This is a genomic window from Streptomyces sp. NPDC026500 (genome assembly GCF_055567635.1).
This window is the reverse complement of the sequence record NZ_JBVHQB010000005.1, coordinates 151510-177124: the sequence shown is the minus strand read 5'-3', so window position 1 is coordinate 177124 and position 25615 is coordinate 151510. Positions and strand designations below refer to the sequence as shown.

22 protein-coding genes, 1 other RNA gene and 2 pseudogenes are annotated in these 25615 nt (G+C 72.0%); 14 read left to right on the top strand and 11 right to left on the bottom strand.

Features of this window, described 5'->3' with window-relative positions:
* Positions 1-50 precede the first annotated feature (50 nt).
* A complete protein-coding gene (locus ACZ4N5_RS11460; RefSeq protein WP_467756870.1) occupies positions 51-590 on the top strand; it encodes a SigE family RNA polymerase sigma factor in 540 nt (179 codons plus the stop codon).
* Positions 590-1423 carry a hypothetical protein gene (locus ACZ4N5_RS11455; RefSeq protein WP_467756869.1) on the top strand — a complete coding sequence of 278 codons (834 nt, stop codon included), beginning with the start codon at positions 590-592 and terminating at the stop codon, positions 1421-1423. The genes ACZ4N5_RS11460 and ACZ4N5_RS11455 overlap by 1 nt, the downstream gene beginning before the upstream one ends.
* 95 nt (positions 1424-1518) lie before the next feature.
* Here the strand turns inward: ACZ4N5_RS11455 and ACZ4N5_RS11450 are convergent, their stop codons facing one another.
* On the bottom strand, positions 1519-2151 hold the full coding sequence (locus tag ACZ4N5_RS11450) for a response regulator (RefSeq protein WP_467757123.1): 633 nt from the start codon (positions 2149-2151) through the stop codon (positions 1519-1521).
* Positions 2152-2528: 377 nt separating this feature from the next.
* On the opposite strand from ACZ4N5_RS11450, the gene ACZ4N5_RS11445 reads away from it, so the two are divergent.
* On the top strand, positions 2529-4022 hold the full coding sequence (locus ACZ4N5_RS11445) for an alpha-L-arabinofuranosidase B (protein ID WP_467757122.1): 1494 nt from the start codon (positions 2529-2531) through the stop codon (positions 4020-4022).
* Positions 4023-4178: 156 nt separating this feature from the next.
* On the opposite strand, the gene ACZ4N5_RS11440 is transcribed toward ACZ4N5_RS11445, so the two are convergent.
* From ACZ4N5_RS11440 to ACZ4N5_RS11420, 5 genes are all read right to left on the bottom strand, one after another.
* On the bottom strand, positions 4179-4355 hold the full coding sequence (locus ACZ4N5_RS11440) for a hypothetical protein (RefSeq protein WP_467756868.1): 177 nt from the start codon (positions 4353-4355) through the stop codon (positions 4179-4181).
* Positions 4336-4944, bottom strand: coding sequence for an SDR family oxidoreductase (locus tag ACZ4N5_RS11435; protein WP_467756867.1), 609 nt, complete (start codon positions 4942-4944; stop codon positions 4336-4338). Before ACZ4N5_RS11435 ends, ACZ4N5_RS11440 begins: the two co-directional genes overlap by 20 nt.
* Before the next feature lie 84 nt (positions 4945-5028).
* Positions 5029-6279, bottom strand: coding sequence for a sensor histidine kinase (locus ACZ4N5_RS11430; protein WP_467756866.1), 1251 nt, complete (start codon positions 6277-6279; stop codon positions 5029-5031).
* A gap of 14 nt (positions 6280-6293) precedes the next feature.
* Positions 6294-7016, bottom strand: a complete 723-nt coding sequence (locus ACZ4N5_RS11425) for an ABC transporter permease (RefSeq protein ID WP_467756865.1) — start codon at positions 7014-7016, stop codon at positions 6294-6296.
* Entirely contained in the window at positions 7016-7897 is an 882-nt protein-coding gene (locus tag ACZ4N5_RS11420; RefSeq protein WP_467757121.1) for an ABC transporter ATP-binding protein, read from the bottom strand. The genes ACZ4N5_RS11425 and ACZ4N5_RS11420 overlap by 1 nt, the downstream gene beginning before the upstream one ends.
* A 390-nt stretch (positions 7898-8287) precedes the next feature.
* Between ACZ4N5_RS11420 and ACZ4N5_RS11415 the strand changes: the two genes are divergently transcribed.
* The 3 genes from ACZ4N5_RS11415 to ACZ4N5_RS11405 all read left to right on the top strand — a co-directional run bounded on the left by ACZ4N5_RS11415 (position 8288) and on the right by ACZ4N5_RS11405 (position 11399).
* Entirely contained in the window at positions 8288-9145 is an 858-nt protein-coding gene (locus ACZ4N5_RS11415; RefSeq protein WP_467756864.1) for a MaoC/PaaZ C-terminal domain-containing protein, read from the top strand.
* Between the two features lie 34 nt (positions 9146-9179).
* Positions 9180-10256, top strand: a complete 1077-nt coding sequence (locus ACZ4N5_RS11410) for a Zn-dependent alcohol dehydrogenase (protein ID WP_467756863.1) — start codon at positions 9180-9182, stop codon at positions 10254-10256.
* A 186-nt stretch (positions 10257-10442) separates the two neighbouring features.
* On the top strand, positions 10443-11399 hold the full coding sequence (locus ACZ4N5_RS11405) for a 3-oxoacyl-ACP reductase (RefSeq protein ID WP_467756862.1): 957 nt from the start codon (positions 10443-10445) through the stop codon (positions 11397-11399).
* Positions 11400-11629: 230 nt separating this feature from the next.
* On the opposite strand, the gene ACZ4N5_RS11400 is transcribed toward ACZ4N5_RS11405, so the two are convergent.
* Both ACZ4N5_RS11400 and ACZ4N5_RS11395 read right to left on the bottom strand, forming a co-directional pair.
* The gene (locus ACZ4N5_RS11400) at positions 11630-11800 is read right to left on the bottom strand and encodes a hypothetical protein (RefSeq protein ID WP_261708426.1); all 171 of its coding nucleotides are present in this window, start codon (positions 11798-11800) and stop codon (positions 11630-11632) included.
* Positions 11801-13353: 1553 nt separating this feature from the next.
* Positions 13354-14446 (bottom strand): annotated as a pseudogene (locus ACZ4N5_RS11395) (hypothetical protein); the annotation flags it as partial.
* A gap of 243 nt (positions 14447-14689) precedes the next feature.
* On the opposite strand from ACZ4N5_RS11395, the gene ACZ4N5_RS11390 reads away from it, so the two are divergent.
* Genes ACZ4N5_RS11390 through ACZ4N5_RS11380 form a run of 3 tightly spaced genes read left to right on the top strand, consistent with a single transcriptional unit; the run spans position 14690 to position 17916 of the window.
* Positions 14690-15541, top strand: a complete 852-nt coding sequence (locus ACZ4N5_RS11390) for a Nif3-like dinuclear metal center hexameric protein (RefSeq protein WP_467756861.1) — start codon at positions 14690-14692, stop codon at positions 15539-15541.
* Positions 15538-16281 carry a zinc ribbon domain-containing protein gene (locus ACZ4N5_RS11385; protein WP_467757120.1) on the top strand — a complete coding sequence of 248 codons (744 nt, stop codon included), beginning with the start codon at positions 15538-15540 and terminating at the stop codon, positions 16279-16281. Before ACZ4N5_RS11390 ends, ACZ4N5_RS11385 begins: the two co-directional genes overlap by 4 nt.
* A gap of 12 nt (positions 16282-16293) precedes the next feature.
* Entirely contained in the window at positions 16294-17916 is a 1623-nt protein-coding gene (locus ACZ4N5_RS11380; protein WP_467756860.1) for a bifunctional RNase H/acid phosphatase, read from the top strand.
* Positions 17917-17928: 12 nt separating this feature from the next.
* Here the strand turns inward: ACZ4N5_RS11380 and ACZ4N5_RS11375 are convergent, their stop codons facing one another.
* Complete coding sequence (locus ACZ4N5_RS11375; RefSeq protein ID WP_467756859.1) at positions 17929-18729, bottom strand: helix-turn-helix domain-containing protein; 801 nt, start codon at positions 18727-18729, stop codon at positions 17929-17931.
* A gap of 130 nt (positions 18730-18859) precedes the next feature.
* Here ACZ4N5_RS11375 and ACZ4N5_RS11370 point away from each other — a divergent pair, with 130 nt between their 5' ends.
* On the top strand, positions 18860-19876 hold the full coding sequence (locus ACZ4N5_RS11370) for a zinc-dependent alcohol dehydrogenase family protein (protein ID WP_467756858.1): 1017 nt from the start codon (positions 18860-18862) through the stop codon (positions 19874-19876).
* Between the two features lie 18 nt (positions 19877-19894).
* Here ACZ4N5_RS11370 and eda read toward each other — a convergent pair whose 3' ends face one another.
* Positions 19895-20539 (bottom strand): bifunctional 4-hydroxy-2-oxoglutarate aldolase/2-dehydro-3-deoxy-phosphogluconate aldolase, encoded by a 645-nt coding sequence (gene eda, locus ACZ4N5_RS11365; protein WP_467756857.1) that lies wholly within the window; start codon positions 20537-20539, stop codon positions 19895-19897.
* 69 nt (positions 20540-20608) lie between these two features.
* Complete coding sequence (yaaA, locus tag ACZ4N5_RS11360; protein WP_467756856.1) at positions 20609-21409, bottom strand: peroxide stress protein YaaA; 801 nt, start codon at positions 21407-21409, stop codon at positions 20609-20611.
* 126 nt (positions 21410-21535) lie between these two features.
* Here yaaA and ACZ4N5_RS11355 point away from each other — a divergent pair, with 126 nt between their 5' ends.
* The 4 genes and pseudogenes from ACZ4N5_RS11355 to rnpB all read left to right on the top strand — a co-directional run bounded on the left by ACZ4N5_RS11355 (position 21536) and on the right by rnpB (position 25484).
* A complete protein-coding gene (locus tag ACZ4N5_RS11355; protein WP_467756855.1) occupies positions 21536-22969 on the top strand; it encodes an RNB domain-containing ribonuclease in 1434 nt (477 codons plus the stop codon).
* A 306-nt stretch (positions 22970-23275) separates the two neighbouring features.
* Positions 23276-24094 (top strand): AraC family transcriptional regulator, encoded by an 819-nt coding sequence (locus ACZ4N5_RS11350; protein ID WP_467757119.1) that lies wholly within the window; start codon positions 23276-23278, stop codon positions 24092-24094.
* A 77-nt stretch (positions 24095-24171) separates the two neighbouring features.
* A pseudogene (locus ACZ4N5_RS11345) lies at positions 24172-24951 on the top strand (DMT family transporter); the annotation flags it as partial.
* A 118-nt stretch (positions 24952-25069) separates the two neighbouring features.
* An RNA gene (gene rnpB, locus ACZ4N5_RS11340) (RNase P RNA component class A) lies at positions 25070-25484 on the top strand.
* Positions 25485-25615 lie beyond the last annotated feature (131 nt).

The window sequence follows — 25615 nt, the reverse complement described above, 5'->3', positions numbered from 1 at the left end:
GCAACGAAATCCGATGCTCGCGGACTCCTTCAAACATCTAGGAGGTGCTCATGGGGGATCGGAAACAGGCTCGGGACGAGGAGTTCCAGAGTTTCGTCGTCGGCCGCTGGCCGCGGCTGATGCGTACGGCATTTCTCCTGACGGGGGAGCAGCACGCGGCGGAGGACCTGGTCCAGACGACTCTGGAGCAGGTGTACGTGGCATGGCGCAGGGTCGGCGCGGCCGACGAGCCGGAGGCGTATGTGCGGCGCGTGATGATCAACGCGCACGCTCGCAAGCACCGCAGAAAACTCAAGGAGTTCCTCGCGCCGAAGGACGACTCGGGCCTGGCACGCGAGCTGCCCGACAGCGGTGACCCGATCGCCCGCGCCGACGACCGCGGCGCCCTGATCACCGCACTCGCCCAACTGCCCCCGCGCCAGCGCCAGGCGGTGGTCCTTCGCTACTGGGAGGACCTGAGCGAGAGCCAGGCGGCCGAGGCGATGGGCTGCTCGGTGGGCGCGGTGAAGAGCAACGCGGCCAAGGGGATCGCGAAACTCCGTGTCATACCGGGCCTGGCCGACACAGTGACGCACGGAGGGCGGAAGTGATGAGCGCGAACCGGGAGACGAATCACGACATGGCGACGGACACGGACATCGCCTTCCTGCTGGCCGAGGCGGCGGACGAGGTCGAGATCGGCATAGCCCCCTACCAGGCGGTGCTGCGCGGCGGCCGACGCCGCAGGGCGCGCCGCTGGGCGATGGCGGCAGCGGCGGCCCTGGTCATCGCGGGTTCCACTGGGACGCTGGCGCTGGCGGGGGGGACGGAGAACGACGACCGGAAGGCCGTGCCGGCCGTCACCGCGCCGTCGACGCCCGAGAAGCGGCATGTGTACGAGCCGCAGGCGACCAACCTGGCGGGCGGGACCGAGCACGGCAAGGAGTGGAGTGTCGAGGTCATCGTCTGGGGGGCGCCGAAGAACGAGATGGAGGCGCAGTACCAGCGGTCCAAGATGAGCGAGTACGCCCTCACGCCGACGGGCACGGAAGTCGCCTCGGACCTCGTCGGCAGGGGCTGGGTCTTCGTCCGCCTCCACGCGGGGGACGCCGGTGGGATGACGCTGCTGGACGGGGCGGTCGAGAAGGGCGATTCGTTCTCGGGCACGGACCTCGAGTCCGCTTCGACCCCGCTGAGGTTCGACGCCGCTTCGTCGGACACGTCTCAGCGGCTCGTGATCGGCAAGGTCGCCCCGACCGCCCGGGAGGTCACCTGCTCCTGGGACGACGGCACAACGATGAAGGCCGGGAAGGCCGCCCCGGAGGCGGACCTCGCGTCCCACGCGGTGATCCGGCCGGTGGACGGCTCCCAGCCGAACTGGTTCCTGTGCCTGGCGCCGGAGGGCAAGCACTACAAATCCGGGTGGGCGAAGGTGACGAGGTAGCGGCGGCGGACGAGGAGTGACCTGGCGGGTGGCCGTCGCCGGACCCGGCGGCGGCCACCCGGGTGATCCCCCGCGTGGTGCCGGACGAACAGGCCCTACAGCCAACCCTGTTGGCGGGCCTCCCGCATCGCCTCCATGCGGTTGCGGGTGGCCGTCTTGCCGATGGCGGAGGAGAGGTAGTTGCGGACGGTCGATTCGGAGAGGTGCAGCTTGCCGGCGATGTCGGCGACGGTGGCGCCGTCCACCGAGGCCTTCAGTACGTCGCACTCGCGGGCGGTGAGCGGATTGGGCCCGGCGCTCAGCGCGGCGGCGGCGAGCGCCGGATCGATGACGGTCTCCCCGGTCAGCACCCGCCGGATCGCCTCGGCCAGTTCCTCCACGGGCCCGTCCTTGACCAGGAACCCGGCGGCCCCCGCCTCCATGGCCCGCCGCAGATATCCGGGGCGGCCGAAGGTGGTGAGGATCAGCACCCGGCAGTCGGGCGCCTGCTGACGCAGTTCGGCGGCGGCGTCCAGCCCGCTCATTCCCGGCAACTCGATGTCCAGCAACGCCACATCGGGCCGGCTGATCAGCGCCGTGTCCACGATCTCGTCCCCCGCGGACACCTGCGCGACCACCTCGATGTCCGGCTCCATTCCGAGCAGCAGGGCGAGCGCCCCGCGCATCATTCCCTGGTCCTCGGCGAGCAGGACACGGATGGACTTGGCGGGCCGGTGGTCCTGGGGCATCTCGTTCACGGGGCAAGCGTAAGGCGGACAGGTCCCCGGCCGACCGCCGTGCACGCGTCGGAGCTGGGGCGGGGTCCGTGTCGGGGCCGATAGAAAAATCGCCCTCGTTCGAGTCCGCGAGTCTTGACGCCCCCCGGCTGCGGGCAAATAATCGCCTCGGAATTCAGCGCTCCCCTTTGTAATTCCTGAGCCGGGTCGATTTTCAGAAACGTTCGGCATTTCGACCGGGAATTGGTTCGGTATTTCGATCGAACGTTGTCCGGTATCTCGACCAGGCACCCGCACTGTCCTACCAGGAACGGAAGAGGTGCACCGTGTTGTCATCCTTAGTGCCGTTGCGGCGTCTCAGAAACGCGGCCCTGGCCGTGCTGTCGGTGATGGTGGCCGTCGTCGCGCTCGCCGTGGGCTCGCCGCGGGCCACCGCCGCAGGTTCGCTCCCCTGTGACGTCTACGCCACCGCGGGCACGCCCTGCGTCGCCGCGCACAGCCTCGTCAGGGCGCTCTACTCGTCGTACAACGGCTCGCTCTACCAGGTGCAGCGGGCCTCCGACAGCGCCACCGCGAACATCGGTCTCCTGGCGGCCGGCGGGTACGCGAACGCGGCGGCGCAGGACTCCTTCTGTACCGGCACCACCTGCATCATCACGAAGATCTACGACCAGTCCTCGCGCCACAACGACCTCACCGTCGAAGGTGCGGGCGGGGCGGGCGCGGCCGATGTCGGGGCGCCCGCGGACGCGCTGCCGGTGACCGTCGGCGGGCACCAGGTCTACGGTCTGGAGATCTCGGCCGGCATGGGCTACCGGGACAACTCCACCTCGGGCGTGGCCACCAACGGGGCGGCCGAGGGGATGTACATGGTGACCTCCGGCACCCACGTCAACGGCAGCTGCTGCTTCGACTACGGCAACGCCGAGACCAACAACAAGGACACCGGCAACGGCCACATGGACGCGATCAACTTCGGCACCGAGTGCTGGTTCTCGCCCTGCTACGGCCAGGGCCCGTGGGTGCAGGCCGACCTGGAGAACGGGCTGTTCCAGTCGGACTCCGGATACAGCAAGAACACGTCGAACACCGGCACCGGGGCGATGCCGTTCGTGACCGCTTTGCTGAAAAACAACGGTCAGGACCATTTCGCGCTGAAATACGGCAACGCCCAATCGGGCAGTCTCACCACCACCTATTCCGGGGGTGAACCCACCACCAGTGGTTACTCGCCCATGCATCAGGAGGGCGCGATCGTCCTCGGTACCGGCGGAGACAACAGCAACGGCTCCATCGGGTCCTTCTTCGAGGGCGTCATGACCTCGGGCATCCCGACGGACGCCGCCGACAACCTGGTGCAGTCGAACATCGTCTCCGTCGGCTACGGCGGCTCGACCGGGACCACCGGCTCCCTGACGGCCGGGTCGGAGATCTCGCTGCGCGCGACCACCTCGTGCTGCACGACCGACTACATCCGCCACCAGAACAACGCGGCGGTCGTCTCGGCCATCACGTCGAGCAGTTCGGCGCTCGACAAGGGCGACGCCACCTGGATCGTCCGCAGGGGCCTCGCCGGCAGCTCCTGCTACTCCTTCGAGTCACGGAACTACCCGGGCGACTTCCTGCGGCACTCCAACTACCAGCTCTACCGGCAACCCATGGTCGGCACCGCGCAGTTCAGACAGGACGCCACGTTCTGCGCCGGGACCGGAAAGAGCGGTACGGGAACCTCGTTCTCGTCGTACAACTACCCGACGAGATACCTCCGGCACTACAACTACAACGTCTACATAGCGAGCGACGGCGGCTCGAACGCCTTCGACAGCGCCACCTCGTGGACGGACGACGTGAGTTGGGCGGTCACGGCTCCCTGGGCTCCGTAGTCATCGGGGAAGACGCCAAGTCGGCTCATTTCCCAGGGGAGTTCGGAGGCTGACGGGAAACGGCCGCGCGGCGACGGGTCGGCCCGCAGGGCCCCGCCCGCCGCCGCGCGGTGTTCCGTCGAACCCGTCGGCCGGTGCCGCCCGGCCGGGGCGGGGTCAGCGGCCCGTGGGCAGGTTGGCTCCGCCTGTGCAGTCGAGGACGACACCGGTCATGAAGCCGTTGGTGGCCAGCAGGTGGAGAGCGCGGGCCACGTCGCCGGGGCGGCCGACCCGGCCCACCGGGGTGGTCTCGGCGAGCCCCTGGAACAGGGCCTCACGCTGCGCGGCGGGCACGGCGTCCCACCAGGGCGTGTCGACGACCCCGGGGGGAGACGGCGTTGATCCGCAGCGGCGCCAGTTCGACGGCGAGCGGCGGGACCATCGCCTCCAGTGCGCCGTTGATCGCGGCGAGCCCCGCCGTCCCGGGGAACGCGGCGCGCGCCGAGGCCGCGGTCACCAGCGTCACCGAGCCGTCCGCGCGCAGGTGAGGGAGGGCGGCCTGCAGGATCCGTACGTAGGGCCAGAACTTCGCGGCGAACCCGGTCTCCAGCTCGGCGAGGTCCAGTGCGGCGAAGGGGCCGGCACCCGCGGCCCCGCTGAGTGCGAGGACCAGGTGGTCCACCGGGCCCGACTGCGCGAAGAACGCGTCGATCTGCGCCGGGTCCGTGCCGTCGAGACGGTACGTGGTCGTCTTGCCGCCGATCCGCTCGGCCGCAGCGTCCAGCTTCTCCCGGTCGCGGCCGGTGACGACCACTTCGGCGCCGTCCGCGGCGAAGAGGGCCGCCGTGGCTTCGCCGATGCCGGAGCTGCCGGCCATGACGACGGCGCGCTGCCCGGCGAGGGGGAGGGCCGGGGAGGCGCCGGCCGCTTCCTGCTGGGCCACGCGCCTCTCGACCGGGCGACCGCCGAACGCCTCACGGACTCCCTGCTCGGAAACGACGGCCAGTAGATTCCGCGGTGCCGCCGCTCAGATCGACGCCTCCGTCAAGTCGGCCGCCTCCACCGGAAGTTCGGCTCTCACCTCGAAGCCGCCATGAGGAGTCCGTCCCGCGCTCAGGGAGCCGCCGGCTGTGGAGAGGCGTTCGGTGAGGCCCTTGAGGCCGGTGCCGCCCATGCCCGGCACGGGATCGGTGGGGGAGGCGTCGGTGCCGTTGTCCGAGACGGTCAGACGGACGAGGTTCGGGGTGCCGTCGACGGTGATCTCGCAGCGCGTCGCGGCACTGTGGCGGACGACGTTGGTGACGGCCTCGCGGAGCACCCAGCCGAGCAGCGCCTCGGTCTGCGGGACGAGAGGCGGCCCCGACTGCCGTACGACCGGCTCCACCCGCGCCGCGGACAGCGCCGAGCGGGCGCGGTCCAGCTCCGTGGCGAGGCTGCCCTCGCGATAGCCGGTGACCGCCTCGCGGATCTCCGTCAGGGCCTGCCTGCCGACCGACTCGATGTCCGTGACCTGCACGAGTGCCGCGTCCAGATCGCGGGGGGCCAGCCGGCGGGCCGCCTCCGACTTCACCACGATGACGGAGAGCGTGTGCCCGAGCAGGTCGTGCAGGTCGCGGGAGAACCGCATCCGTTCCTTCTCGACGGCCCGGCGCGCCAATTCCTCGCGGGCTTCGCGCAGTTCACGTACCGCCTCGGAGAGGGAGAGGATCGCGGCGGTCACCATGGTGGACAGGAAGGTGCCGTAGGCGATGTTCACCGCGTCCCAGCCCGCCCGGACGGCCGAGACTGCCGCGGCGAGTGCCGTCAGACCGAGGCCGATCTTCCCGAGCCAGGGGCCGCGCAGCACCGCCCCGGTGGCCAGCCCGAGCAACGGGAAGAAGTACAGCCAGCTTCCGCCGTACCCGAGGGCCAGCGCGCAGGTGACCACGCCCATCAGGACGAGCGCGACCCGGGTCGAGCGGGCCTCCCGCTTCGATCTCACGAACGCGCGGAACGTCACGTAGATGTACAGGGAGTTGAAGACGAACAGGCCCAGGCCGCCGATCCAGGGCTGCGGTGTCGTGCCCTGGAAGAGGTTGGAGAACGCGCCCATCCCCAGCAGCAGCCACGGCAGCAGCGCGAAGCCCGTCGGCGGCGGGCCCGGGTTCTCCGGCATCTCGCCGCCGCTCCTGCGCGCGGCCCGCTGCTCGGCCTTGAACCGCTCCATGTCGGCCTTCCAGCGGTCCCGTTCGGCCCGCAACCCGCTGACCTGGCAGCTGATGCTTCTCATCAAGGGCATGTCCAGCTCCCCGTTCAGACGGTTCGGGCGGATCGACGGTACGAGACCACAGCGTACGAACCGAACGCCAGCAGCCAGGCGATCAGCACCGCCACCGCTCCGAGGTCCGGCGCCCGGCCCTCGGTGACCGAAACGCCCAGCTGCGCGAAGCGGCTCGTGGGCGTGTACGCCGATATCGAGCGCAGCCAGCCGGGGAAGAGGGCGAGCGGGAACCACAGGCCCCCGACCACCGCGAGCCCCAGATTGCACACCATGTTCGCGACACCCGCGGTCTGCGCGGTCATCCGGTAGCCGTTGCCGAGGCCCAGCAGGGTGAAGGGGACCGAGCCGAGCCACAGCAGCACGGCCGTCGCGGCCCACTGCCAGGCGTCCAGCCGTACGTCGTTGACCAGGCCGCCGGCCGCCAGCACCGTGACGATCGCGGGCAGCACCGTCACCGAACCGGTCAGCGCCCGCCCGAGCACCACCTCGCGCGGTGTCATCGGGGTCACCCGCAGCTGCCGCAGCCAGCCGGTCACCTTGTCCTCGGCGACCCCGCCACCGGTGTTCAGCGCCGAGCCGACCGCGCCGTACGCGGCCATGCCGACCATCGAGGCCGTCTTCCACGTGCCGTCGTCGTCGCCACCGCCGAGGTTGGTGAACAGCAGATACATCATCACCGGCATCGCGACACCGCCGATCACGAACCCGGTGTCACGCAGCGTCCGGCGCACTTCGAGCCGCAGATAGTCGAACATCACACCTTCTCCCGACCGTGTGAGGTGAGTGCCATGAACGCGTCGTCCAGGGACGCGGGGACGACCTCCAGGCCGCGTATCGCGCCCCGTTCGGCCAGCGCGATCACCGTCGCGTCCGAGTCGTCCGTACGCAGCCGGGCCCGCTCCCCGCGCACCTCCACGGCCACCACACCGGGCAGCAGCGCAAGGCCCTCCGCGGCGTGCCCCGCCAGGTCGACGGAGACCAGATTGCCGCCCGCCGACCGCTTGAGCTCCTCGCCGGTCCCGTTCGCGACGATCCGCCCCCGGTCGATGACGACGATCCGGTCGGCGTGCGCGTCTGCCTCCTCCAGATAGTGCGTGGAGAAGAGCACGGTGTGGCCGCGCCGGGCGTAGGCCCGCATCGACTCCCAGAACGCGTGCCGTGCCTCCACGTCGAGGGCGGCGGTCGGCTCGTCCAGGACGATCAGCGCGGGATTCCCGGCGAGCGCCACCGCGAACCGCACCCGCTGCGCCTGCCCGCCGGACAGCCGGTCGACGCGCCGCCCGGCCAGTTCCGGGATGCCCGCGAGCCGCAGGGCCTCGGCCACCGGCAGCGGCGCGGGATAGCGTCCCGCCACGAAGGAGACGAGTTCCTGGACGGTGACCCGCGGCACCGGCCGGGTGTCCTGGAGCATCGCGCCGACCCGTCCGGCGCGCACCGACTTCTCCGGACGGCCGCCGAAGAGCGCGACCGAGCCCTCGTCCGGCTCGTCCAGACCGAGCAGCAGCGAGATCGCCGTCGACTTGCCCGCGCCGTTGCGGCCCAGCAGCGCCACCGTCTCGCCGCACGCCACGTCGAGGTCGAGACCGGCCACGGCACGCACCTCGCCGAAGGTCTTGGCCGCGCCCCTGAAGGACACGGCCGGTGGTGCCCCCGTCGTCCCCGGCCCCTCCGACGTTCCCGCCCTCGTCCCCGCGGTGCTCCCCGCGGCCGTCCCCGTCGTCCGTGTCATGGGAACGACGCTAGGGGTCCGGGGCGCTGCCCCGGCAGATGCACTTGTCGGCGATCGGCCGGGACAAATGTCACGGCCGCCCGCCGCGGCGCGTTCACGTGGCGGGCCGCCGCGCCGGCTTGATCTGACATGGCGTCAGTAGTCTTCACAAGTAATGGGCGCTGGGCTATACAAGGGTTCGCCGGACTGGAACGCGTTCTAGAACGAGCGGGTTCCACGGCCCAGTGTCGACCTCGGTGCGGCCGACGGTGCGGACGGCCGCACCGAGGTCTTTCGCGCAGTCGAGTCAGGAGCCCCATGCCCATTGACGCCGCCAAGGCCGTCGCAGCGGAACCGCGGACCGGAGAGATCGCCTGGACCGCCAAGGACGTCCAGCTCTACCACCTGGGCCTGGGCGCGGGCGTTCCCGCGACCGACCCGGACGAACTGCGCTACACCCTCGAATCCAGGCTGCACGTCCTGCCGAGCTTCGCCACCGTCGCGGGAGCCGGCTCACCGGGCGTGATCAGCGGCCTCTCCATGCCCGGCGTCGACGTCGACCTCGCCCGCGTCCTGCACGGCGGCCAGACCGTCAGGCTGCACCGCCCGATCCCCGCCGAGGGCACGGCGACGGCCACCGGGCGCATCGCCGCCGTCTACGACAAGGGCAAGGCCGCCATCCTCGTCATGCGCACCGAAGTGGCCGACGCCGAGGGCCCGTTGTGGACGAACGACGCCGAGATCTTCGTACGGGGCGAAGGCGGCTGGGGCGGCGATCGCGGCCCCAGCACCCGCCTCGAAGCGCCGACGGGCCCACCGGACAGAACCGTCGAACGCCCGATCCGCGAGGACCAGGCCCTGCTCTACCGGCTCTCCGGAGACTGGAATCCGCTGCACGCCGACCCCGAGTTCGCCAAGCTCGCCGGATTCGACCGGCCGATCCTGCACGGGCTGTGCACGTACGGCATGACGCTCAAGGCCGTCGTCGACACCCTGCTCGGCGGCGATGTGACCCGCGTCCGCTCGTACACCACCCGCTTCGCCGGAGTCGTCTTCCCCGGCGAGACCCTGCGCATCCGGATGTGGCGGAGCGACGGCGGCGTCCGGGTGGCGGTGAGCGCGGTGGAGCGGGACGACGCGTCGGTCCTCGCCGACACCGTCGTCGATCACACCTGACTGTCGTACGAACCGTCCTGAGGGGAGCCGCACCATGCGCGCAGCCGTACAGCACGAGATAGGCCAGGACAAACTCGAAGTCCTCGACGACGTCGAGGCGGTGGGCTTCGGACCCGGCAAGGTGCGCATCAGGGTGCGGGCCACGGGGCTGTGCCATTCGGACCTGTCCGCGATGAACGGCGTCCTGCCGCAGCCCGCGCCGTTCGTGCCCGGACACGAGGGCGCCGGAGAGATCACCGAAGTCGGGGAAGGCGTCACCCACGTGAAGCCCGGCGACCGGGTCGTCATCTGCTGGCTCCCGGCCTGCGGCGTCTGTCCCGCCTGCAAGCGTGGCCAGACCGAACTGTGCCTGGCCGGATTCATGAACGCGGGCACCCCCAACTTCAAGCGCCCCGGCGGTGACGTCTTCGGCTTCGCGGGCACCGGCACCTTCGCCGAGGAGGTGGTCGTCGCCGCGGGCTGCGCCGTCCCCATCCCCGACGACGTGCCCTTCGACATCGCCGCCCTGATCGGCTGCGGCGTCACCACCGGACTCGGCGCCGCCCTCAACACCGCTGACGTGGAAGCCGGTTCATCCGTCGCCGTCATCGGCTGCGGAGGCGTCGGCATCTCCGCGATCCAGGGCGCCCGGCTCAAGGGAGCCGCCGAGATCGTCGCCGTCGACCCGGTCGCCTCGCGCCGGGAGGCCGCGCTCGGCTTCGGTGCCACCAAGGCGGTCTCGCCCGACGAACTCGCCGACACCAAGCAGTCGGTGACCGCGGGCGAGGGCTTCGACTACGTCTTCGAGGTCGTCGGCAAGTCCGCCACCGCACGCACCGCCTACGACCACACCCGCCGCGGCGGCACACTCGTCGTCGTCGGAGCCGGCGCCATGGACGACTTCCTCCAGCTCAACATGTTCGAGCTGTTCTTCGACGAGAAGCGCATCCTGCCCTCCATGTACGGCGGCGGGGACGTCCTTCGGTCGTACGAGCGCACGATCGCCCTGTGGCGGGCGGGCCGTATCGACCTCGAAGGCCTGATCACCCACCGGGTGCAGCTGGCCGAGATCAACGAGGCGCTCGACCAGATGCGTTCGGGCACCGCCCTGCGGACGTGCATCGAGATCTGACCGTCACGACCGGCGAGGGCCGCCACGGCCGCCGAGGGCCCCCACGACCGCCGAGGACTCCCAGGGCGCCGAGGACCTCCATGACAGCCGAGGACTTCCTCGGCCGCCGCGGACCTCGACGACAACGGCTGAGGAGCCTTCACGGCAACGGCTGAGGAACCTCCACGACAACCGCTAAGGACCTTGATGTCACTGCCACTTGAAGGGCTCACCGCGATCGTCACCGGCGCGGGGCGCGGGCTCGGCCGGGCCGAGGCGCTGGAACTCGGCCGGCTGGGCGCGGCCGTGGTCGTCAACGACTACGGGCAGCCCGGACGGGACGGCTCGGGCGAGGCCTCGGCCACCCCGGCCGAGGAGGTCGCCGCCGAGATCCGTACGGCGGGCGGCCGGGCCGTCGCCCACACCGGGGACGTCGCCGACCACGAACAGGCCCGCGAACTGGTCGAGTCGACGGTCACCGAGTTCGGGAAACTGGACATCCTCGTCAACAACGCGGGCATCCTGCGCGACCGGATGGTCTTCTCGATGACCGAGGACGAGTGGGACTCCGTGATCCGGGTCCATCTCAAAGGTCACTTCAACACCACCCACTTCGCGTCCGTGCACTGGCGGGCCCGCTCCAAGGCGACCGACGGGCCCGTCTACGGACGCATCGTGAACACCTCCTCGGAGGCGTTCCTCGCCGGCTCCGCCGGACAGCCCAACTATGCGGCCGCGAAAGGCGGGATCGTCGGTCTGACCACCTCGACGGCGCTGGCGCTCGCCAAGTACGGCGTCACGGCGAACGTCATCTGCCCGCGCGCCCGGACCCGGATGACGGAGGACGTCTTCGCCGGATTCGGACAGCCCGACGACGGCCTCGACCCGCTCGCCCCCGAGCATGTCGCCCCACTCGTCGGCTACTTGGCCTCACCCGCCGCCGCGCACGTCAACGGCCAGCTCCTCGTCGTGCACGGTGGCATGGTCGCGGTCGTCGAACGGCCCCGGGTGGCAGCGAAGTTCGACAGCAAGCAGGACACATTCAGCCACGACGAACTGGACGCGCTGCTCACGCCGTACTACGCGGACCGGCCGAGCGGCGAGACGTTCGCGGCGGCGGAGGTGCTGGGTCTCAAGCGGGACCGGGCGGGCTCGCCCCGCTGAGCAGCCGGCCGTCGGTGGACAGGGGAGGGTGCGCGAGCTGCGGCGGGTGGTGCCGTGGGGAGTCTCCACACGGATACGGCCCCGCTCGTCGGTGCGAGCGGGGCCGTATGCCGGTTTCGGCGTGCCGTGGGGTCCGTCGGGCCGTCGGCCGTCCCGTCCTCGGGCTGTCGTGCCTGTTGTTCGTGTCGTTCCTGCCGGGCGCTGTCCTGCCCGACCTGTCCTGCGGTCCGTCAGGCCTTCGTGGCCGACTGGCCGGACGGCTTGCGGTGGCGGCCCTGAGGGGTCGCCTCGTCGTCGTGGCCGGAGACCGGGCCGCGGTGTCTGCCGTGGCCTTCGGACCGGGTCGCCGACGTCTCGTGGACGTCGGTGCCCGGTGCTTCCATGGTGCTGAAGTCGTTCATTGAAGTGTTCACCCCGTATGCAAGATCCTTCTTTACAGCCGGGGGATTCTAACGTGCGGTCATCGTGCGGGAGTCGGAGGGTGACGTTTCTTCGCCCGCGCCGCCCTTTTCCTCCCCGTCCGTGCGGGCTGCCGCATCCGTACCCTCGGCGGGCGGGGCGGTCTCGTCCCCGGACACCGGCCCGGCCGGCCGGAGCGGACCTGTGCCGGCGTTGGTCGGACCGGCGTTGGTCGCACCCGCGTTGGGCGGACCCGCGTGGAGAGCCCGGCGGGCGGGGGGTGCGGTCCGTGGTCCGGCGTCCGCCTGGTACTCCGCGGGCGGCTGCGACACGGCGGCGAGCGCCGAGGCCGGTTCGGCCTCGAACCCCGGACGGCTCACCGCGGTCCTCAGGGCCACCTGGCCCCTGAACTCCCCGAAGACCGACGGCGCGTTCCCGTTCCTGGCCCCGGCCCCGAGGCCCGTGCCGGCCGGGAGTGTTCCGCCCGCCCTGGTGCCGAGACTCATGCCGGGTGGCGGAGTTTCGGCGACCTTGGTCCAGAGGTTCGGCTCGGTCGTGGGTGGTTCGGCGGCCCTGGTCCAGAAGTGCTCGGCGGGCGGGAGCGGCTCGGCGGGCGCGGCGCCGGGGCCTGCGGCGGCCGGGAGTCGTTGGCCGGTCCCGTGGCCGGGGCTCGCGACGGCCGGGAGTGGTTCGGCGGTCCGGACGCCGTGGCCTGTGAGGCCCGGGAGCGGACCGGCGGGCGCGATCCTGCCCCAACCGGCATCGGTACCGGCACCAGCGACAGGACCGGCACCAGCGACAGCACCAGCACTGTCACCAGCATCAGCACCGGCGCCTGAACCGGCTCGGGTGCCTGAACCGGCACCAGGACCAGCACCAGCGCCTGAACCGGCACCAGCACCGGCATCAGCCGTGACACCCGTACCGCCACCGATTCTCGTGACCGGCGGGAGTGGTTCGGTCGTTTCGATGCTGAGGGTCATGCCACCCGGGAGTGTTCCGTCGGCCCTGGACCTGAGGCGCATGCCGGGTGGGGGTGTTTCGGCGACCTTGGTCCAGAGGTTGGGCTCGGTCGTGGATGTATCGGTGACCTTGGTCCGGAGCTTCGGCTCGGTCATGGGTGTTTCGGACACCCTGGTCCAGCGGCTCGGCTGGGATGGGACCGTTTCAGCGGTCTCGGTGGGTCGCGCGACGGGCTTGAGCGGTTCGGCCTTCCCGGTGGTGAACCGTACGACGGGCGGGAGCGTCCCGGCTGTCCCGTCGCCAGGGTTCGCATCGGCCCGCCGCGCTTCGGCGGGCGTGGTCCTGGAGGTGAGGCTCGTCACCGGCGAAGGCGTCTCCGGCGCGGGGCCCGTACCGGCGGGCGATGCCCCGGCGCCGTCGACGTCGTGGATCGCTTCGTCTCTCGGGGAGCGAGCGGTGTCCGTTCTCAGGGCCAGGCGGACCGGGAGCGGTCTCGCCGGGCCGCTTCCCGGGGCCGGGTACGGCGAACCGGCCGGCCGGCTCTCCAGGGGCGCCTGCTGGAGGGGGACTGGACGCGGAGAGGGGCGTTCCCGGGGAGCCGGATCCCCCGTGTCCGGCTCCCCGGCCCCCGCGGGTGCCCCCAGCCGTGCGACGCCGCACGGGACGGCCCCCGTGGCGTACGGCAGTCGGAGCACCCCCTCCGCGGTCCACAGTCCGGTGCCGGGCAACCAGCCCTCGGGCGCCGGGCGATGGTGGATCCGCCGCTCGGACGGGCGCCACAGGCCCACCCAGGTGCCGCCCGGTCCGTCGATGCGCAGGGCGACGCCGCAGGACTCCGGCATCAGCACCTGGCCCGGCTGGATCGCGAACGGGGTGATCGAACAGCCCGTCGCGGTCAGGCAGTCCGGGAAGCGGACGGGCAGGGCGCTGCCGAGCACGCCCCAGCCGAGCCGGTCCCGGCCGGGGGACGGCGCGTCGGAACGGATGAGCAGAAGTCCGGTGTCCGCGTCCGCGAGGAGCAGCCGGTCGTTGCTGTGGTCGGCGATCTGGAGAAGCGGCGACACCTCTCCGCCGCGCTCCAGGTCGACGACCACCGTCTTGGTGCGGCCGTTCTGGAAGCGGTCCAGCGCGAGCAGGCGTCCCGTGTGGTCCAGCCACACGCCTCCCGAGCAGTGGCCCGGCACCTCGGCCAGATGCTCGGGGCCGAACGCGCCGCCCGCCACCAGCCACACCGCCGTCGACCCCCGGCCCACCGCGAGGGCATACGCGCGTTCCCCGTCCGGCGCGGGCGGCAGCAGCCGCAGCACGGTGCCGACGTCGGGGCACTCCACCGCGCCCAGGGGGAGCTCGCCGGTGCCCGGCCCGGTCGGGTAGAGGAGGGAGAAGGCGTGGCGTCCGTCGTCCGCGCGATGGATCAGCACCCTGCCGTCGGTCAGCGGCAGCACCTCGGTGCCGGGCTCCTCCGGCTGCGGGCCGGGCAGCGGTACGGCGTACGGCTCGGGGCCGTCCAGCGTCCAGCGCTCCGGGTACCAGGACTCGCCGTCGCGGGCGAGCCGTGCGCCGTAGGTGCCGTCGGCGGTGATCACACAGACGGGACGGGCGGCCCACCGACCCGCGTCGTCGCCGTACTCCGCACCGTTCTCGCGTTCGCTCTGCACCACGGGTTTTGTCGCACCGGCCGTCATTGTTCGGTCACCTCCGGCGACGAAGGTAGTTTTCGTACGCACAGGCGGGGGAGCGACGGGCTGGTGCTTCACACATAAGGGTGGCCATGTCGGGATTCGCCTGAGGGAACGGGGCGGATGTGCTGAACGATGGTGGGGAGACGGGGTCGGGGCGACGGGAGCCGCGTTCCGCCCGCCGCCCGAGCGCCGGCCCCGTGGCCCGCGACCGGTCGGACAGGGACATAAGACAGGTAGCCTTTCCCCGTGCCCCGTCTGTCTGAAGTCATCGCCGCGCTCGACGCCCTCTGGCCCCCGGAGCGGGCCGAGGGGTGGGACGCGGTCGGCACCGTCTGCGGCGACCCCGACCAGGACGTCACGCGCGTTCTGTTCGCCGTCGACCCCGTCCAGGACATCGTCGACGAGGCGATGAAACTGGACGCCGACCTGCTCGTCACCCACCACCCGCTCTATCTGCGCGGTACGACGACCGTGGCGGCCGGCACCTTCAAGGGCCGTGTCGTGCACACGCTGATCAAGAACGACATCGCGCTGCACGTCGCTCACACCAACGCCGACCGCGCCGATCCGGGAGTCAGCGACGCCCTGGCCGGGGCGCTGGACCTGCGGGTCGTACGACCCCTCGTGCCGGACGCCACCGACCCCGAGGGCCGCCGTGGCCTCGGCCGCGTCTGTGAGCTGGACCACCCTCTGACGCTGCGCGAGCTCGCCGCGCGGGCCGCCGAGCGGCTGCCCGCCACCGCGCAGGGCATCCGCGTCGCGGGCGACCCCGAGGCGCTGGTGCGGACCGTGGCGGTCAGCGGCGGCTCCGGGGACAGCCTCTTCGACGACGTGCGCGCCGCAGGCGTGGACGCCTTCCTCACCGCGGACCTGCGGCACCACCCGGTGTCCGAGGCCCGCGCCCACAGTCCTCTCGCGCTGCTCGACGCGGCGCACTGGGCCACCGAGTGGCCCTGGTGCGAGCTGGCAGCCGCCCAGCTCGACGAGATCTCCGACCGGAAGGGATGGGGACTGCGCGTCCACGTCTCCCGGACGGTCACCGACCCCTGGACCGCCCACGCGGCCTCACACACCGACACAACAGGAGCCCCCAACTGAACGCCGCGCCCGCCGACCAGATCCGACTTCTCGACGTCCAGACCCTCGACGCCCGCCTGCAGCAGCTCGCGCACAAGCGGAGGTCGCTGCCCGAGCACGCCGAGATCGAGTCGCTGAACAAGGACCTCACCCAGCTGCGCGACCTGCTCGTCGCCGCGCAGACCGAGGAGAGCGACTGCGCCCGCGAGCAGACCAAGGCCGAGCAGGACGTCGACCAGGTGCGTCAGCGCGCCGTCCGCGACCAGCAGCGCCTCGACTCGGGTGCCGTCACCTCCCCCAAGGACCTGGAGAACCTCCAGCGCGAGATCGTCTCCCTCGCCAAGCGCCAGGGCGACCTGGAGGACGTCGTCCTCGAGGTCATGGAGCGCCGCGAGTCCGCCCAGGAGCGGGTCGCCGAGCTGACCGAGCGCGACGCCTCCGTCCAGGCGAAGATCGACGACGCGACCGGGCGCCGTGACGCCGCCTTCGAGGAGTTCGACGGCGAGGCGGCCACGCTGACCAAGGAGCGCGAGGTCATCGCCGCCTCGGTGCCCGCCGATCTCCTCAAGCTCTACGACAAGCTGCGCCTCCAGCAGGGTGGCGTCGGCGCCGCCCGGCTCTACCAGCGCCGCTGCGAGGGCTGCCGCCTGGAGCTCAACATCACCGAGGTCAACGATGTGAAGGCGGCCTCCCCCGACACCGTGCTGCGCTGCGAGAACTGCCACCGCATCCTCGTACGTACGTCCGAGTCCGGTCTGTAGGGAGTTCGGCTCGTGCGGGAGTTCATCGTCGAGGCGGACGGGGGTTCCCGGGGCAACCCGGGGCCCGCGGGCTACGGCTCCGTGGTCATCGACGCGGCCACGGGGGAGACGCTGGCGGAGCGCGCCGAGTACATCGGCGTCGCCACCAACAACGTCGCGGAGTACCGGGGCCTGGTCGCCGGTCTTGAGGCGGCCCGCGACCTCGACGCGACCGCACGGGTCCGGGTCCGGATGGACTCCAAGCTCGTCGTCGAGCAGATGTCCGGACGCTGGAAGATCAAGCACCCGGACATGAAGCCCCTGGCGGCGCGGGCGGCCCGGATCCTCCCGCCCTCCCAGGTCACGTACGAGTGGGTGCCGCGCGAGCGGAACAAGCACGCGGACCGGCTGGCCAACGAGGCGATGGACGCCGGCAAGCGCGGCGAGGCGTGGTCGCCGTCGGCGTCGACGGCGGAACTGGACGCCCGGTCGGCGCGGTCCGCGGCGCCCGAGCCGACGGGCCCGCCCGGGGACGCGAGGGCGGGCGCGGCAAAGGCGCGAGCGGCGCTGGCCCCCTTGAAGGGCCGCGAGGAACCGCGCGACCAGCCGCAGACGGCCCCCAGCCGGACGACGACCGCAGGTCCCACCCCGTCATCCGGCGGCGAGGCCGCGAGGTCGGTGAGCGACGTGGCGCCCGCTGAGGGGCGCGAGGAACGGCGCGACCGGCCACAGGTGGCTGGCAGCCGGACGACGACCGCAGGTCCCACCCCGTCATCCGGCGGCGAGGCCGCGAGGTCGGTGAGCGGTGCGGCGCCCGCTGAGGGGCGCGAGGAACGGCGCGACCGGCCACAGGTGGCTGGCAGCCGGACGACGACCGTAGGTCCCACCCCGTCACCCGGCGGCGAAGCCGCGAGAACGGCAGACGGCGGGCGGGCTGTGAAGTCGGAGAACGATGTGCGGGCCGCGCAGAATGTGGCCGCCGCCGAGCCGGCCACCCCACCGACCACCGGCTGGGGTGCCGCCCCCGACATGGGCGCACCCGCCACCTTCGTCCTGCTGCGGCACGGCGAGACCCCACTGACCCCGCAGAAGCGGTTCTCGGGCAGCGGTGGCAGCGATCCGTCGCTGTCCGACGTGGGCCGGGAGCAGGCGGAGCGGGTCGCCGCGGCGCTGGCGGCGCGCGGCACCATCCAGGCGATCGTGGCCTCCCCGCTGGCCCGGACCCGGCAGACCGCGGGAGCCGTCGCCGCCCGGCTCGGCCTCGACGTCGCCATCGAGGACGGCCTGCGCGAGACGGACTTCGGCGCCTGGGAGGGACTGACCTTCGGCGAGGTGCGCGAACGCCACCCGGACGACCTGAACGCCTGGCTCGCCTCGCCGGAGGCCGAACCGACCGGCGGCGGCGAGAGCTTCGCCGCGACCGCGCAGCGCATGGCGGCCACCCGCGACAAGCTGATCGCCTCCTACGCGGGCCGCACGGTCCTGCTCGTCACACATGTCACCCCGATCAAGACCCTCGTACGACTGGCCCTCGGCGCACCGCCGGAGTCCCTGTTCCGGATGGAACTGTCGGCGGCGTCCCTCTCGGCGGTGGCCTACTACGCGGACGGCAACGCGAGCGTCCGGCTGTTCAACGACACCTCGCATCTGCGCTGAGCGGGACGCTGGTCAGACGCGCCGGTCGGCGCGGTCGCGAAGGATCCCGGCGGTCTCCCGGTCCGCCGGGAGGAACGCCTCCAGATGGAGTTCGGCGAGCGTGACGTCCACCGCGGTCGCGAACGACATCAGCGTGGTGAGCAGTCTCAACTCGCCCTCCGGGCACCGCAGTCGCAGCGGCACGGCGAACCCGAGATAGTCCGCGCCGGGCTCGCTCGCCGGAACGTACTCCGCCAACTCCTCCACCAGCGCGTCGAGATGCGGATCGGGGCTGCGCAGGGACCGGGCCCGCAGGTTCTCCACGATGTGCTGTCCCCAGGCGTCCAGGTTCACCACCCGTGACGCCATCCCGCGCGGATGCAGGGCCAGCCGCAGTACGTTCACCGGCGGCTCCAGCAGCTCCGGAGCGGCTCCTTCGGCCAGGACGTCGAACGCCGCGTTGGCCGCGACGAGTTCACCGCGCGGCCCCGCCACCACCGCCGGATACGGCAGATGCCCTTCGAGGATGCTGTCCAGCGCCTCCCGTACGGGCTTCAGCGCGGCCGCGTCGAGCGACGACTCGGTGAACGCGGGCGCGTAACCGGCCGCCAGGAGCAGCGCGTTGCGCTCCCGCAGGGTCAGCCCCAGCGACTCGGCGAGCCTGATCACGATCTCTCTGCCGGGCACCGAACGCCCGCGCTCGATGAAACTGACGTAACGCTGCGTCGTGCCCGCGCGGGAGGCGAGCTCCAACTGGCTCACCCGGCGCGCGTGCCGCCAGCGCAGCAGCTCCCGGGCGAAGGGAGGGGGTTCGGTGGAGATGCCGGTCGTCATGCGATCAGTTGTACGTCACGGGTACGACACCGGCACGGGAGCACTCGTCATACCTTGCCGGGAATTGAGCGGGGCACCCGTTCCGAACAGCATGGACGCATCCACTCGGGAGCCCACTCAGGGAGCGGACATGCGCGCCTATCACCTCGAAACGCTCGGCACCGTCGACGGGATCGTGCCGCGCGAGTCGGCCCGGCCCGAACCGGGGCCCCGCCAGATCCTCGTTCGTGTCCGTGCCGTCTCCCTCAACAAGCGTGACCTGCTGATTCTGAAGGGGACCTATCCGCTGAAGGCCGTGCCGGACGTGATCCCGCTGAGCGACGGAGCGGGGGAGGTCGTCGCGGTGGGGACGGAGGTGACCCGGTTCGCGGTGGGTGACCGGGTGGCGAGCACGTACTTCCCGAACTGGCTGGACGGCCGGATCACCCCCGACCGGTTCGACCAGCCAGGCGCCACCCTCGACGGCATGCTGACCGAGTACGCCTGCCTGAGCCAGGAGGCCGCGGTGCGCGTTCCCGACCATCTGACCTGGGAGGAGGCGGCCTGCCTGCCCTGCGTCGGGGTGACCGCCTGGCAGTCCCTGACGGGCGGCGAGCCGCTCACCCCCGGCCGGACCGTGCTCACCCTGGGCACCGGCGCGCTGTCCCTCTTCGTCGTGCAGTTCGCCAAGATGCTGGGCGCCGAGGTCATCGCGACGACCTCGAGCGAGGCCAGGGCGGACCGCCTCAAGGCCCTTGGCGCGGACCACGTCGTCAACTACGCCGAGAACCCCGAATGGGGGCTCGCCGTCAGGGAGTTGACCGGCGGTCGCGGCGCCGACCTCGTCGTCGAGACCAATGGACCCGACACCATCGAGCAGTCGATGCGCGCCGCCGCGCTCTACGGCCAGATCGTGCTGCTGATCACCGGCAACCCGCGCAGGCACGGTATCGAGATCTCCAACGAGGCGTACGCGGCGAGTCTGGCCACGATCCGCCGGGTCTTCGTGGGCAGCCGCGCCCACTTCGAGTCCATGAACAGGGCGCTGGAGCTGCATGGGACGCGCCCGGTCGTGGACCGCGTCCTCGGTTTCGAGGAGGTGCGGGAGGCGTTCCGCTACTACGAGAGCGGTGTGGCCTTCGGCAAGGTGGTCATCCGTGTGAACTGAGCGCGGAGCGCGCCGTGGCTACCGGCGCAGAGCCGACGCCTCCCGTGCCAGGTCCTCCACCCGGCGCCAGTCCCGTGCGGCGATCGCGTCGGCCGGAAGCATCCAACTTCCGCCCACGCAGCTCACGTTGGGGAGTGCGAGGTAGTCCGGCGCGCATTCGGGGCCGATGCCCCCCGTCGGGCAGAACCGCGCCTGCGGGAGAGGCCCCGCCAGTGACTTCAGATACGCCGTGCCGCCCGCCGACTGCGCCGGGAAGAACTTCATCTCGCGCACTCCCCGCTCCAGCAGCGCCACCACCTCCGAGGTGGTGGACACCCCCGGCAGGAACGGCACCCCGGACGCCTTCATCGCGTCGAGCAGTACGTCCGTCCAGCCGGGACTGACCAGGAAGCGGGCGCCCGCCGCCACCGACTCGGCCACGTGTTCCGGCGTCAGGACCGTGCCCGCGCCCACCACCGCGTCCGGCACCTCGGCCGCGATGGCCCGGATCGCGTCGAGCGCTGCCGGGGTACGCAGCGTCACCTCGATCGCCGGCAGTCCGCCGGCGACCAGCGCCCGCGCCAGCGGCACGGCGTCAGCGGCGTCCGCGACCACGACGACGGGGACGACGGGCGCGAGATCCAGCACGGAGGCATGCGGAGACGGGGGCGATGACGAAGTCATGCCCACATCCTGCCCGGGGTGTGCAGTGCGCGCAAAGGTCGTTGCGGATGTTGCAACGCCGTGGGTGGCTCAGTGGATCTCCTTCACCACCACGTCGAGCGCCCACGGCCTGCCCGCCGTGCCGGGGGCTTCCGCCTCCACCGTGTACCCGAGGTCCCGCAGCGCCTCCACCAGCTCGGCCGGGTTCTTCGGCGCCGCGTTCGCGGTGAGCAGGCTGCGGACGATCTTGCCCTTGGTCGCCTTGTTGAAGTGGCTGACGACGGAACGCTTCTCCACCCCGTTCACCAGCTGCGCGTGCAGCACCCGTACGGTCGCCGTCCGTCCCGCGACCTCGCCCTTGGGCCGCCACGCGGCCGTGTACGCGGAGGACCGCAGGTCCAGTACGAGCCCGTCGCCCGCGGCCTCGGGGAGCGCGGCGGCCATCGGCGTACGCCAGTGCGCGCCCAGCGCTCCGAGACCGGGCAGCTTCACGCCCATCGAGCAGCGGTACGAGGGGATCCGGTCGGTCACCCGCACCGCGCCCCACAGCCCCGAGAAGACAAGCAGCGAACGGCCCGCGCGCCGCTTGGCGGGGGTGTCCAGCGAGGCCAGGTCCAGGGCGTCGTACAGGACCCCCGTGTAGATCTCCCCGGCCGGGCGAGCACCCGCGGTCCGCAGTTCCGTGTTCTTCGCGATCTCGCCGCGCAGGCCCTCGCTCAGTCCGAGGACCTCGCGGGCCTTCTCCTCGTCGGCCACGCACAGCTCGACCAGCTCGTCGAGGACCGCCTGGCGCGCCTCCGTGAGACCCGGCAGGGACAGCGACTCCGGCTTGAGCGCGGTTCCCCGGCCGGAGGGCGCCTTGCCTTCGGAGGGCGGCAGCAGCACGAGCACGGTTGGTTCTCCTCACGGTGGATATGGCCGGCGCCAGCCTACGGGGTACGACCGAGCCGCTTTCTCCGCCCGTTCCGCTGCTCGCCTCGGCGTGCTCAACGGTCGGCCCCGGCCTACGCTCGACCCATGCCTCGCCGTCACGTCCGCGTCACCGGTGCCCCGGAGGCCCCGCTGCGAGCCGCCCTCGGCGCGTTGCGTACCGAGCTCGGCGTGCCCGGGAGCTTCCCGGCCGAGGTCCTCGCGGAGGCCGGGCGGCCGCCCCGTATGCCCACGTACGACGCGACGGACATCCCCCTCTTCACCGTCGACCCGCCGACGTCCAACGACCTCGACCAGGCGATGCACCTGTCACGCCGCGAGCGGGGCGGCTACCGCGTCCGGTACGCCATCGCCGACGTCGCCGCCTTCGTGGCGCCCGGCGGAGCCCTGGACGCCGAGGCGCACCGCCGCGTGGAGACCCTCTACTTCCCGGACGGGAAGATCCCCGTCCACCCGCCCCAGCTCTCGGAGGGCACCGCGAGCCTCCTCCCCGACCAGACCTGCCCGGCCGTCCTGTGGACGATCGACCTCGACGCCGACGGCCGTACGGAGACGACCGGCGTCCGCCGTGCCCTGGTCCGCAGCCGCGCCAAGCTGGACTACGCGCGGGTGCAGCGGCAGATCGACGAGGGGACGGCGGAGGAACCGCTCGCCCTGCTCAAGGACATCGGTACCCTGCGCGAGGCCCTGGAGGTCGAGCGCGGCGGCATCTCGCTCAACGTGCCCGAGCAGGAGATCGTCGAGAGGGACGGGACGTACGAACTCGCCTACCGGGCCCCGCTGCCCGCCGACGGCTGGAACGCGCAGATCTCCCTGCTCACCGGGATGGCGGCGGCCGACCTGATGCTCGCGCACGGCACGGGAGTGCTGCGGACTCTGCCCTCCGCGCCGGACGGGGCGGTCGGACGGCTGCGCCGTACCGCGAAGGCCCTGCGCATCGCCTGGCCGCACCACGTCTCGTACGCGCAGCTCGTCCGCTCCCTCGACCCGCACTGGCCGCACCACGCGGCCTTCCTCCAGGAGTGCACGACACTGCTGCGCGGCGCCGGATACACCGTCTTCCGGGACGGGGTGCTCCCCGAGGTCACCGCGCACGCCGCCGTCGCCGCGCCCTACGCCCACTGCACGGCCCCGCTGCGCCGGCTCGTCGACCGCTATGTGTCGGAGATCTGCCTCGCGGCCGCCGCCGGTGAGCCGTCTCCCGAGTGGGTCCTCGCGGCCCTCGACGCCCTGCCCAAGGAGATGGCGGACGGCAGTCGGCGCGCGGGCACCGTCGAGCGCGAGTGCGTCGACATCGTCGAGGCCGCCCTGCTCAAGGACCGGGTCGGCGACCTCTTCGAGGCCTGCGTGGTGGACGTACAGGAGCACGAGCCCACGGTCGGCACCGTGCAGTTGGAGTCCCCGGCGGTCTTCGCCCGGATCGCGGGCGGCACGACGGACCTGCCCCTGGGCGAACGCCTGCGGGTCCGGCTCACCCAGGCGGACCCCGGAACGGCGAAGGTGCAGTTCGCACCCGCCTGATCCCGGTAGCGAACCGTCGGCATGGAAACCGGGGACGCGCGTGTTGCCCTCGTAGCGGCGCCCGCGCGAACGCGGCGGCAAGGGGGAGAGGCGGCCATGGCCGGACGAGGAGAGACGACCGGGACCGTACGGGGAGAGACGACCGGTCCCGTACGGCGTGGGCCGACGGTGTCCGCATCGCGCGGGGCGACCGCGTCCGTGAAGAGCTCCGGGACCGCGTCCGTGAACGAATCCGCGAACGAATCCGCGAACGAATCCGCGAACGAATCCGCGAACGAATCCGCGAAGGCGTCCGCGAAGGCGTCCGTGAAAGAAGAGGCCCGTTGGACCCGGGCCATCCTCGGTCGGGACGGCCGGCCCCTGGATCTGCTGACCGCCCGGTTCGACCAGCACCGCTACGCCCCGCACGCCCACGACGAGTTCACCATCGGCGTCTGTGTCGGCGGTTCGGAGATCATCGACTACCGGGGCGGCCACATCCGGACCGGCCCGGGGTCCATCGTCGTACTGGCCCCCGGCGAGATGCACACCGGCGGCCCCGCGGCCTGCGACGGCTACGCCTACCGGGCCCTGTACGCGGAGCCGTCCCTGCTCTCCGAGGGTGCCGTCGGCGGCCTCCCGCACTTCCGTGAACCCCTCCTCGACGATCCCGAACTCGCCGCCGCCCTGCGCGCCGCGCACACCGAACTGAGCGCCTGCCCCGACCCGTTGGAGGCCGAGTCCCGCTTCCCGTGGCTGCTCGCCGCGCTGGCCCGGCGCCACTCCACGGCCCGCCCGGACTGCGACGAGATCCCGGGCGCCGCACGCATAGCCGACGCCGTACGGGACCGCCTGGCCGACGAACTCCAGGCCCCGCCCTCCCTCGCCTCCCTCGCCACGGACCTGGGCCTGTCCCGCTACCAGCTCCTGCGCGCCTTCCGTACGACGATGGGGATACCGCCGTACGCCTGGCTGGCCCAGCACCGGGTGCATCGGGCCCGTCGGCTCCTGGAGTCCGGACTGCGCCCCGCCGAGGTCGCCGGGCTCGTGGGCTTCGCGGACCAGGCGCATCTGACACGCTGGTTCCGCCGGGTGCTCGGGGTGACACCGGCGGCGTACCGCGCGAGCGTGTTCCCGTCGCCGTAAGGCAGACGGTCACGTCACCGTGCCGGAGCGCAACAGCGTTCAAGACGCCCCGCCGGACGGCGACCGAGACTGCCGGTATGACTGCACGCGGCTGGTTTCTGTTCTCCCTGATGGGAGTGATCTGGGGCATCCCCTATCTGATGATCAAAGTGGCGGTGGACGAGGTGTCCCCGTCGGTGGTGGTGTTCACGCGATGTGCGGTCGGCGCGCTGCTGCTGCTCCCCTTCGCGGTCCGTCAGGGCGGCCTGACCCGGACCGTACGGGCCCACTGGCGCCCGATGCTGGCCTTCGCGATCATCGAGATCATGGTCCCCTGGTGGACCCTGACGGACGCCGAACGCCATCTCTCCAGCTCCACCGCGGGCCTGCTGATCGCCGGGGTGCCGATCATCGGCGTGGCCGCGGCCCGCTTCTTCGGCGACACGGAACGGCTCGGCGCGCGGCGGATCGCCGGCCTCGCGCTCGGCCTGACCGGGGTCGCGGTCCTCACGGCCCCGCATCTGACCGGCGGCGACGCCCGCTCGCTCGTCGAGGTGCTGCTGACGGTCGTCGGCTACGCCACCGCGCCGGTCATCGCCGCCCGCCACCTCAAGGACGTGCCGTCGCTCCACCTCACCGCCCCCTGCCTGGCCCTGGCGGCGCTGGTCTACGCCCCGGCGGCGGCCGTCACCCGGCCGGACGCGATACCTTCCGGACAGGTCCTGGCCGCCCTCGCGGGCCTGGGCGTCATCTGCACGGCCGTCGCCTTCGTGGCCTTCCTCGAACTGATCAAGGAGGCGGGCCCGACCCGGGCGACGGTGATCACGTACGTCAACCCGGCGGTCGCGGTCGCGGCGGGTGCCGTCTTCCTGAACGAACGCCTGACCCCCGGAATCCTCGCCGCCTTCGCCCTCATCCTGGCGGGCTCGGTCCTGGCCACGGCGACGGCCGGTCCGCGGCGCCCGGCCCGCCCGGTACCATGGTCGACACGGCAGACGAGCCGGGCGGACGGCCGCGTGGAGTCCCCTTAGGGGGCTTCCCGAGGAACGTCCGGGCTCCACAGGGCAGGGTGGTGGCTAACGGCCACCCGGGGTGACCCGCGGGACAGTGCCACAGAAAGTAAACCGCCGAGAACTCCGGTTCCCGGTAAGGGTGAAACGGTGGTGTAAGAGACCACCAGCGCCTGAGGCGACTCAGGCGGCTAGGTAAACCCCACCCGGAGCAAGGTCAAGAGGAGCCGTTTTCCCGAAAGAGAAGGCGGCTCTGCGCGGACGTTCGAGGGCTGCCCGCCCGAGTCCGCGGGTAGACCGCACGAGGCCGGCGGCAACGTCGGCCCTAGATGGATGGCCGTCTCCCCGGCCGCCGCGAGGCAGCCGGGCGACAGAACCCGGCGTACAGCCCGACTCGTCTGCCCTCAGGGCTCTGACCTGGTCCTACGACCTGGGTCGGGGCCCTTCGGCATGCCTGGGGGAAGTCCGGCTCAGTTCTCGTCCCTTGAACTCCGGCTCCGCTGCCGTCCGAGCCGCAGCCCGCGACATGCCC

Bases quoted from the DNA above. Each gene is read 5' to 3' on its own strand.
- ACZ4N5_RS11430 (WP_467756866.1), bottom strand. From the start codon at position 6,279: ATGCCCTTGATGAGAAGCATCAGCTGCCAGGTCAGCGGGTTGCGGGCC.
- ACZ4N5_RS11460 (WP_467756870.1), top strand. From the start codon at position 51: ATGGGGGATCGGAAACAGGCTCGGGACGAGGAGTTCCAGAGTTTCGTC.
- ACZ4N5_RS11415 (WP_467756864.1), top strand. From the start codon at position 8,288: ATGCCCATTGACGCCGCCAAGGCCGTCGCAGCGGAACCGCGGACCGGA.
- ACZ4N5_RS11455 (WP_467756869.1), top strand. From the start codon at position 590: ATGAGCGCGAACCGGGAGACGAATCACGACATGGCGACGGACACGGAC.
- ACZ4N5_RS11450 (WP_467757123.1), bottom strand. From the start codon at position 2,151: ATGCCCCAGGACCACCGGCCCGCCAAGTCCATCCGTGTCCTGCTCGCC.
- ACZ4N5_RS11375 (WP_467756859.1), bottom strand. From the start codon at position 18,729: ATGACGACCGGCATCTCCACCGAACCCCCTCCCTTCGCCCGGGAGCTG.
- ACZ4N5_RS11355 (WP_467756855.1), top strand. From the start codon at position 21,536: ATGCCTCGCCGTCACGTCCGCGTCACCGGTGCCCCGGAGGCCCCGCTG.
- ACZ4N5_RS11445 (WP_467757122.1), top strand. From the start codon at position 2,529: ATGGTGGCCGTCGTCGCGCTCGCCGTGGGCTCGCCGCGGGCCACCGCC.
- ACZ4N5_RS11425 (WP_467756865.1), bottom strand. From the start codon at position 7,016: ATGTTCGACTATCTGCGGCTCGAAGTGCGCCGGACGCTGCGTGACACC.
- ACZ4N5_RS11410 (WP_467756863.1), top strand. From the start codon at position 9,180: ATGCGCGCAGCCGTACAGCACGAGATAGGCCAGGACAAACTCGAAGTC.
- ACZ4N5_RS11405 (WP_467756862.1), top strand. From the start codon at position 10,443: ATGTCACTGCCACTTGAAGGGCTCACCGCGATCGTCACCGGCGCGGGG.
- ACZ4N5_RS11400 (WP_261708426.1), bottom strand. From the start codon at position 11,800: ATGAACGACTTCAGCACCATGGAAGCACCGGGCACCGACGTCCACGAG.
- ACZ4N5_RS11370 (WP_467756858.1), top strand. From the start codon at position 18,860: ATGCGCGCCTATCACCTCGAAACGCTCGGCACCGTCGACGGGATCGTG.
- eda (WP_467756857.1), bottom strand. From the start codon at position 20,539: ATGACTTCGTCATCGCCCCCGTCTCCGCATGCCTCCGTGCTGGATCTC.